An 8,893-nucleotide genomic window follows, 5' to 3' on the forward strand; every position below is an offset into this window, starting at 1 on the left:
TTTTGATTATTAACCAAAAAGACCAACTGTTGCATTAAGGTCTTGAATCCACCTAATACTTTAAATTCGCAGATTAGTAGATTACCTAAAAAAGAGCTGTGACTTCAATAGAGTCAATAGAAAAAAAGCTAATAAAAAAAACAGAAAACTTGGAACAACAGAAAACATTTGGAGAGATAATCAAACCTTTTTTCTTTACAATTCCTGATTATCAAAGAGCTTATTCTTGGGGTGAAAAACAGCTCATTGCTTTTATTAATGACATTTTGGAATATTATGCTAAAACTGATGATGATGAATCTGAGAATAAGAACTATTATCTTGGCCACTATATTTTAGAAGGAAAAACCGGATTTAATGAATATGAAATAATTGACGGGCAGCAGCGTATCAGTACTGTTTATTTATTTTTATTAGTATGTAAACACATGAAAAAAGATTGTGACTATTATAAGCAGATTAATCTAGTCCCAGTTTCTTATGACAAAGACGGGTTAAATGTTCTTATAAATACTTTAGAAACAAGCGGTATAAATATAAATGAAAGACTAACGGAATTATCAAAAGATGAGGGAACTAAGACGATGTCTTTCGCAAGAATGTTAGATGCCGTGAAGTTATTTATTGATTGTTTTGCAGGAGAGAAAAAGTTACCAAAATTAGAAGTTAATAAAATTGACAAATATGTTGCCGTAATAGACAAAGCACATTGTTCAGTTGCATGCTATAATGATAAAGCGGTTGCTTCCCAGATTTTTGAATTGCATAATACTCGTGGGATAGTACTCTCTGAGACAGAAAAAGTCAAAGCTTTGCTGATGAAGAATGTTTACATCAATTCTCAAAATTCTAATGTAGCAATTGAAAAGATTCAAAATGCTTTTGCACGTATTTTTGAAATGGAGGAAAAAGCAAGCCATGTCTGGGTACGTGGCGATTTATCATTAGACAATATATTGATGCATCATCTGCAAGCTGTGGAAGACGGTTATAAAAAGGAAAATTTTAGTTTACCTCAAGGAATCTCAGGAGACAATGGTTCTTTTGAATATGTTAAAAAAGCATTATTCAAAAAAAGCGACAAAAATAAAATTGTTGAATATGCGCTAAATGTAGCTGAACAATTTGAAGAATCCATGAATATTCTTGTAAATATAATACCAAAAGCTGATAAAGAAAACCCTCTAATTGGTGATGTGCTGCTATTGGATAAAAACCGAAGCATTATATTTTTACTTCGAGCTTTCAGATCGGGAAACCCAATTAAAAACAGACTAATTGAGCGTTGGGAAAATTTTCTAATTTGTTATGAGATAATATATTGGAATGGTTATTATTATAATGCAAAAGCATCCCGAAATGAATTCCAAATTATTTACAAATCAATTGAAGTCGGTTCAAATTTAAATAAATGCAATGATTTACTATCTCAGTTTTATAAGGGAGAAAGAAAATTTTCGTACCGTTGGGAACATTTAGCAACTAATGCAAATAAGTTATTTGATGTAGAGAAAAAGAAATGGATCAAGGATATGTACGGGTGGAATAAAGCTGCTTATTTTTTATATAAATTTGAAATAGGCCATGGTGCAGATTACAGGATGATTAGAGAAAGAATTTATAAAAATGATTCCATTTCAATAGACCACATTGTTGCCAAAAGTCTAGAATGGAAAGATTTAGGAATTGAAAATTATTCTGAGAATAAAGCCAAAGCGGATTTACTTTGGAAAGAAATTATGAGTGTCATCAATGGTATCGGAAATCTCTCTTTGTCTACATCAAGTGCTAATTCGTCGGATTCAAATGGATTACCAAGCAAACATTTAAACTCTTACAAAAGATTTGGACTGGTCAAAACTGTAGAACAGGTAGGATTTTGGAATAAGCCAGAAGAATTTGCTTCTCAAATTTCAGAAAGAAGCGAGTCAATTCTAGCTTTTATTAACGATAAAATCATAAACAATAAAGAGATTTGGATTTAGATTTCCCTGGCCCATAAAAGTAATTTTGCTTTTCAAATTCTCATAATTACAGCAGCAAAAAAATAATCCTCTCAGAAGTGAGAAAGATAAGGATGCCTGCAAATCTTTAAATTTGGAAGATTTGTTTAATTTGGTAATTTATATAATAATTTGATCATTTTTATTTTAGTAATTCCTGCATTTTTTGCTGAAGTAATTGTTTGTCTGGAAGCTGGATTTTATATTCAGCTACCATAGTGGAAGAAAGGCTTCTATTGAGAGCATATTCTACTACCTTACTGTCCTTATCAGTGCATAACAATATCCCAATACTTGGATTTTCATTAGATTTCTTAACTTCACGGTCTAGTGCTTCCAAATAAAAATTTAGCTGCCCTAAATGCTCTGGTTTAAATTTATCTGCTTTTAATTCAAAAGCAACTAAACATTGTAATCCTCGGTGGTAAAATAAAAGGTCAATATAAAAATCGCTATTACCGACCTGTAATTTATATTCCTGATCAATGAAGATAAAATCTTTCCCTAATTCCAAAATGAAATTCTTCATCTGCTTAATTAATCCTTGCTGTAATTCGTTCTCACTATAGGAGTCAGAAAGATTTAAAAAATCAAAAATATAACTGTCCTTAAAAGTATTATTGACATCCATGTGTATTTCTCGCACCAGTGGTGCGAGTTTTGAATTTCCTATAATAGTTCTTTCAAAAAGGCTTGAAGAAATCTGGCGCTCAAGTTCTCGTTTACTATAGTTTTCTCTTTTTGAAAAGCTTAGATAAAACTCGCGTTCTTCTACTGTTTTACATCTTGAAAAGATAATCAGGTTGTTGGACCAGTTAATTTCTCGCACCAGTGGTGCGAGTTTTGGCGCATCTTTGTAGATTTCATAAAACTGCCTCATACGCCAAAGATTCGCATCCGAAAATCCTTTTAAATCAGGCTCACTTCTTTGCAAAAAATCAGCCAGTTCTTTTACTACTGATTTTCCCCACTGTGCTGTTTCTATGCGATTGTAAATGTACTGCCCAATATTCCAGTAAAGGTTAATCATTTCAGTATTAACTGCTGAAATAGCATTTGATCTAGATTGTTTTATTAATTGAATAATATCTGTAAATTGTTCCTGTATCATTATTTCTGAGTTTAATTTATTTATTATCACTTCTTAATCACTAAATGCTTCAATTCAATATCATTTAATAGTCGTTCTTTTTCAGCATAAATGATATCCTTGATATCCTTTTTTATCTGCAGATAATTCCGCTGTACCATTGCATTATCAACTTTGCGAATAATAGGAATATCGACGTATAGATCCTGTTCGTTTTTCAATGCTTCATGGTCATTTACTATTTCAGAATGAAATGTTTTGAGTTCAATTTTACAATCAGGATCATCCGCTACCATACCCACGAATTCACCAGAACTAAGTCCGGAAATTTTGGATGGAGGTACTGCGGATTCCAATTGTTTGGACCGGCTTATAGAGGTATCTCCGCTATTAATGGAAAGGCTTTCTCTATCCTGCATAATTTTTCCGAAACGTTCCGATAATTGTTTAGCTGTATCACCTGTAACCTGTCCACTGACTACGTTTCCAACAATATTCATAATCACGTCAGCCTGTTCTCGCCCATAGTCTTTACGCAACTGGCTAAAATCCTGAATACCTAAACAAGTTGCTACTTTATTACTTCTGGCAGTAGCAATCAAACTATCCATATTGTTGAGGTAAATTGTTGGAAATTCATCGAAGATCAAGCTGCTTTTTTGCTTGTTTTTTTGGTTTACTTGTTTTACCAATCGATTTACATATAATGATAATACTGCTCCATATATCTGTATTTTCTGTGGATTATTGCCCATGCATACAATCTTAGGATCGTCCGGATTATTGATGTCCAAAGTAAAATCACTGCCAGATAAAACATAGTACAATTGTGGAGAGGAAAGCCTTGCCATGGCAATTTTTGCCGAAGCAATTTGACCCTCCAATTGGTCCATTACATTATTTAGATAGGCATTCACAAAGGGATTAATGAGTACTTCGATTTCTTTCTCAGTTCTAAGTAGGGTAAAGAGACTGTCATAGTCTTCCTGCATGAGTTCAATTACATGGGGAAGCGTGCAGAATTCGCCGTCTTTATATTTTCGTAAATACCATATTATGGCTGAGAGAAAATTAATCGGTGATTCTACAAAAAAATCTCCCTGTCTTTTTATCCATTCCCTGTTGAGTCCCAATAAAATAGTACGCGCAGATTCTGAAGCATCTGTAATGTCGCTCATACGTGAAGGGTCTAGCGGATTACATCTGTTGGTTCTGGTAAGATCATCAAAATTAATGACATAGAACTGAGGCAAAACCGGGTAGAGATGCTTGTATTTAAGCCAGGTATTATAGACAATTCTGGTCAGGTCATCAAACTTGAAATCATAGACGAACATGGTAAACATTTTACTGATGTGTTGTGTAATAACATGGCGTATGACAAAATAGGATTTTCCGGAGCCGGGAGTACCAGAAACCAGTAAGCCTCGAAAAGGATTGATGATGTTTATCCAGCTGTCTCTTATCTTATCCTTTAAATGGTATCGGGCGCGAAGGTTGATGGAGTACTCATTTTCCAAAAGTCTTTCTTCTTGCGGAAAAGTCTCATTTTCGTTATTAAAAATATCCTTGTTGTTAAGCCTGTTTTTTATAATACGAGATAATAATGTACCACCAGAAAGCATCAAAAGAAAACCACTGGAAGTTATGGTCATATAGGCAATGGCTGCCAGCATTAGTTCTATTTTCAGGTATAGCGAAAGACAACTTATAAAGTAAATAAGAATGCCTGTAATGATGTAGGCGAAAGCTGTTTTATAATTCAGTTTTTCGTCTTTTCGGCCTTTTGCACCCATTAAAGAAATAATCAAAAATCCCAGTGCAAAGAGTTTTGATTTATGAAAATTACTGAACAATCCTGTATGGTGAATATTACGCATAATTTTATCACTAAAACCGCTGACCAAATGCCACTGACTAAATGCAGCATAGCAGTAATAATAAAAATGGATGACTAAAATAATGATGCTGATAAGCCTTGTCATATCCAAGATCTTTCTCAGTGCCTGTTCGTTTTCTCCTGTCTGCATAGCCATAATTTCAAGTTTTATCGATTATTAGACTGTCCTTTTCTTTTTTTCTTTTTGTTTCTGAGCTCATACGGAAGATAAGCAGCCGTCTGTTCAGATTGTGTAAGCATATCCCATAGCTGCCTCATTATAGTATCGGATCCAACGTATTTATTATTCTGGAAATCATCTCCAAACAGTGCTGCAATGATTTGTGAATTAGGTGTTTTAAATGTGATTTCTTGTAATTTCCTATTATTTAAACCCGCCATTTTTTGTTCTGCTTGACTAATAGGTTCGCAGCGTTCCTGTATCGCTTTAGCACTGTATTGTTTACCGAGTGTACTTCCATTAAAAACACATTTTGTGGTATGGTCAACATAGGTAATTCCATAAAGTAAGCCTTCTGCATTTTTTCTAAAAACAGTATTGATTCCATCTTTTTCCAGTAGTTGAACTAGTTCTGTGAGCGATATTTGCGCTTTGAAAAATGCCATATCAATGGCGTTTTTTACCCTTCTTATATCGGAGACTTCATTTGTGGTATTAGACGCGAATTTTTCTTCTAAAAACTTCAGTGTTGGCTTGTTGTAAAAAAGACTGGCTTTAATAGGTACCCCAATAGGTTTTCCATTATCATCGAGTATCCTATACATTAATCCTTTGGCTTTAAACATTTTTGAATCTTCATTGCCTCGGTCTGCTAAAACATTGTATTGTTTGAGCACTGCATTGAGTTCTGGGAGACTAGCATATTTATACGATGAAAGGACCTGAGTCAATACATTTGTAATAGCCTTTTTTGATTCGCTTCGCCCGTATTGAATCTTTCCTGAAATGATTGGCTTTAGGTGGAAATCGGTACTATTTTTATTCGCTTGTGCTTTAACAAGTCCAAAGAGTTCTTCAATTTCTTTTCTTGCCGGTTCAGATCGGTTTTTACCAATATTTTGCATGTCAATTCGTGTACCATCCCTCTGAACATTTATGGAGACCAGATGGATGTGCGCATGCCCGGAATCATGATGCTGATAAACCAGATAAGGCTGCTCGCCAAATCCGATTTTTTCCATGTAAGTATCCGCGATAGCCATTAATTTTTCTTTAGAATGATTTTCTGAAGGATCAAAATTGATTGAGATATGCATACTGTTTCGTTTTACATTTTCATTTAGTTCCAACTGTTTTAAAAAACGGTTCAGTTTTACAGTAAGTCCCATTTTATCAACATCAATCGGATAATTTCCGGCGCCTATACATTCTGCCACATTTTCTTTTACTTTGTTTTCATTGTAGTAGAAAACCTTGTGGATAGAGTATCCTGTTTTTATGATCGCAACCATCTTTCCGAGATTTTCTGGATGTAATTTTTGATTTCATCAATCTTGTCAAAAAGGATTTTTTTATCCAGTTCAGCACTTAGAATCCATACTTTAAATTCCGGAATTTGATTTAGTGTATGTAGCTTTTTTACTGCCTGATTGAAGTTGTTTCCAATGCCATTTAATTGCTTAAATAACAGTATCATTTCATGGATCATATCATCTAAAGACTGATTCCTATAAATAGTATTTATGGATTTCTCAAATAGATGCCTGCGAATGTAATCACTCAGCTTGTGGCAAGTACTAGCTTTCCATTTTTTCTCAATTTTCGCATACTCTTCAGGTGTAAAGCGTAACCCGACAATGCGTGTTCTGTTTGAATTTTCTTTTTTCTTCATCTCTCTTTTTCATTATTATCAAACTCTTTTTATCCTTTCAGTATCACTGCTAACGAGTCCCGAGTACAGAGCAGCAAGAAGGCTGTTGTTTAACAACAGGACATCTTGCCGTTAGCTTTGACGCTAACTTTAACCATCTCGAGAATCTTTTATTTTCTCTAGTCATTTGAAATTTATTAAGGGGTGAACAAAACATCTTGCTTGTATTTATTTAGGTACGTGAATCGGTATTTGTCCTCTTTCAATTTATTACGTTATCAACTATATATTTAAATAAAATTATTAAATTTTGTATTAGACTAGAAAGAGGTGAACTATTCATCTTGCTTGTATTTTTTAGATACATAATCGGTATTAGTCCTCTTTCTTCTCCTTACAATCGTTGCAGTAACCAGTTAGAATAGTAGACTTTAAGGTCTTTTAACGGCATTAGTTCATAGCAACAAATTAATTATTAACCTTTAAAATCAATGTTATGCAATTCAAACACTTTGTCGGGATTGATATTTCAAAACTGACTTTGGATGTTTACATCCATCAAAAATCATTACATCATAAATTTAATAATGATCAGCAGGGCTTTGATGCATTATTAAAATGGATCTACCTGCGGACCTTAGAAACAAGTCCTTTAGAGATTGTTTACTGTTTCGAGCACTCAGGATTTTATTCCTTGTTATTAGCTATTTATATGCAAAAACACGAGTGCAACTTTTCAATGATATCTCCATTGCAAATAAAGCGTTCATTAGGAATTGTACGCGGTAAAAACGACAAGATTGATTCTCGTCGCATAGCTGAATATGCATATGAGAAAAGAGATAAATACGTTCCCACCAAAATACCTTCTGCAGCCATATTAAAATTACATCCATTAATGACTTTAAGAGACCGATTAGCTAGAGATCGTGGGGCTTTTGTAGGTACTATGAAAGAACAATCAAAGTTTCTTCCCATCGATCAAATTCCAGTTCTTATGGAAAGTTACAGTCATATTATAGAAGCATTAGATACTGAAATAAAAGCTCTTGAAAAGGCAATAAAAGCTATTGTAAATGATGATCCAGAAATTAAAAGAACGTTTGAATTGATAACTAGCATAAAAGGTATTGGTCTTCTGGTTGGAGTTTATTTAATTATTTATACTCATAATTTTTCAAGATTTGATTCTTGGCGAAAATGCGCTTGTTTTGCAGGTACGGTTCCTTTTCAAAACAGTTCAGGAACCAGCTTACATAGTAGAAGCCAGGTTCATCCGATCGCTAATAAACAGATTAAAAAAATGCTTCATATTGCAGCTCTGAGCGCAGCCCATACAGATAAGGAGATTAGCATCTTTTATAAGCGAAAAGTTCAAGATGGGAAAAGCAAAATGTGTGTGCTCAATATCATTCGTAACAAACTTTTAGCCCGAGCTTTTGCAGTAGTCAAAAGAGGTACTGAGTATGTAGAGATTATGAAGTATGTAGCTTGATAAACATCTAATTTTCTATTGTGCTTTGCTGAGTTTTTCCTCGGCCAGGGTTTGTTTTGCTTTTTCATCTCTTTTTACTTTTAAAAATTTCTTTTAAAAAAACATCATAATATTTGTTTTTAACTTAGAATACCGATTGCAGGAACGTGGCAATCTTCCTGATACTTTAAATGTTCTTTAGACATTCTGGTATTTCTACAATATTTCAAATTCAGTTTTTTCATTTACAGCCTCTTTTTATACTATGTGATCTATTAATTGTAGTAATCCGGAAATTCAATACATGTTTCATACAGTCATTAAAATTTCGCTTTTTTATAAAATATATTTCGCTTTAATTTTTAGAATTCTATGAAAGTGCACTCTGCATAAAATTTGAAACTACTGTAACTGAATGGTTATAATGCCAATTTATTTCTGGATTTTAGATTTAAAAATGTGCTCTTTCAAAGCAATAAACCAATTTTAAAACAACAAAATCGGGACTGTTTTAAGGAAGGTTTTTGGTTGTTCATTTTAACCTTTTCCGTTTATTTGAAATACAAAATTAAGTAAGCGAAATGGATTTTACCTATGATGGACATATTATGTCCA

Annotated in this window: 6 protein-coding genes; 2 read left to right on the forward strand and 4 right to left on the reverse strand. The window is 33.4% G+C overall.

Annotated features, from left to right (window positions below; genetic code table 11):
* The first annotated feature begins 149 nt into the window (after nt 1–149).
* Nucleotides 150–1,985: a DUF262 domain-containing protein gene (locus tag ABI657_RS18185; RefSeq protein ID WP_348098690.1), complete on the forward strand. Its 1,836-nt coding sequence runs from the start codon at nt 150–152 to the stop codon at nt 1,983–1,985.
* A gap of 160 nt (nt 1,986–2,145) precedes the next feature.
* On the opposite strand, the gene ABI657_RS18190 is transcribed toward ABI657_RS18185, so the two are convergent.
* From ABI657_RS18190 to ABI657_RS18205, 4 genes are read right to left on the reverse strand one after another with little or no spacing between them, the layout of a single operon-like run.
* The gene (locus tag ABI657_RS18190) at nt 2,146–3,114 is read right to left on the reverse strand and encodes a PDDEXK nuclease domain-containing protein (protein WP_348098691.1); all 969 of its coding nucleotides are present in this window, start codon (nt 3,112–3,114) and stop codon (nt 2,146–2,148) included.
* A gap of 26 nt (nt 3,115–3,140) precedes the next feature.
* Nucleotides 3,141–5,123 carry a conjugal transfer protein MobC gene (gene mobC, locus ABI657_RS18195; protein WP_348098695.1) on the reverse strand — a complete coding sequence of 661 codons (1,983 nt, stop codon included), beginning with the start codon at nt 5,121–5,123 and terminating at the stop codon, nt 3,141–3,143.
* Nucleotides 5,124–5,140: 17 nt separating this feature from the next.
* Nucleotides 5,141–6,445, reverse strand: coding sequence for a relaxase/mobilization nuclease domain-containing protein (locus tag ABI657_RS18200; RefSeq protein WP_348098692.1), 1,305 nt, complete (start codon nt 6,443–6,445; stop codon nt 5,141–5,143).
* Entirely contained in the window at nt 6,430–6,825 is a 396-nt protein-coding gene (locus ABI657_RS18205) for a plasmid mobilization relaxosome protein MobC (RefSeq protein WP_348098693.1), read from the reverse strand. The genes ABI657_RS18200 and ABI657_RS18205 overlap by 16 nt, the downstream gene beginning before the upstream one ends.
* Nucleotides 6,826–7,300: 475 nt before the next feature.
* Here ABI657_RS18205 and ABI657_RS18210 point away from each other — a divergent pair, with 475 nt between their 5' ends.
* Complete coding sequence (locus tag ABI657_RS18210; RefSeq protein WP_348098694.1) at nt 7,301–8,299, forward strand: IS110 family transposase; 999 nt, start codon at nt 7,301–7,303, stop codon at nt 8,297–8,299.
* Nucleotides 8,300–8,893 lie beyond the last annotated feature (594 nt).

Source organism: Flavobacterium sp., assembly GCF_039930565.1.
Lineage (GTDB): Bacteria > Bacteroidota > Bacteroidia > Flavobacteriales > Flavobacteriaceae > Flavobacterium.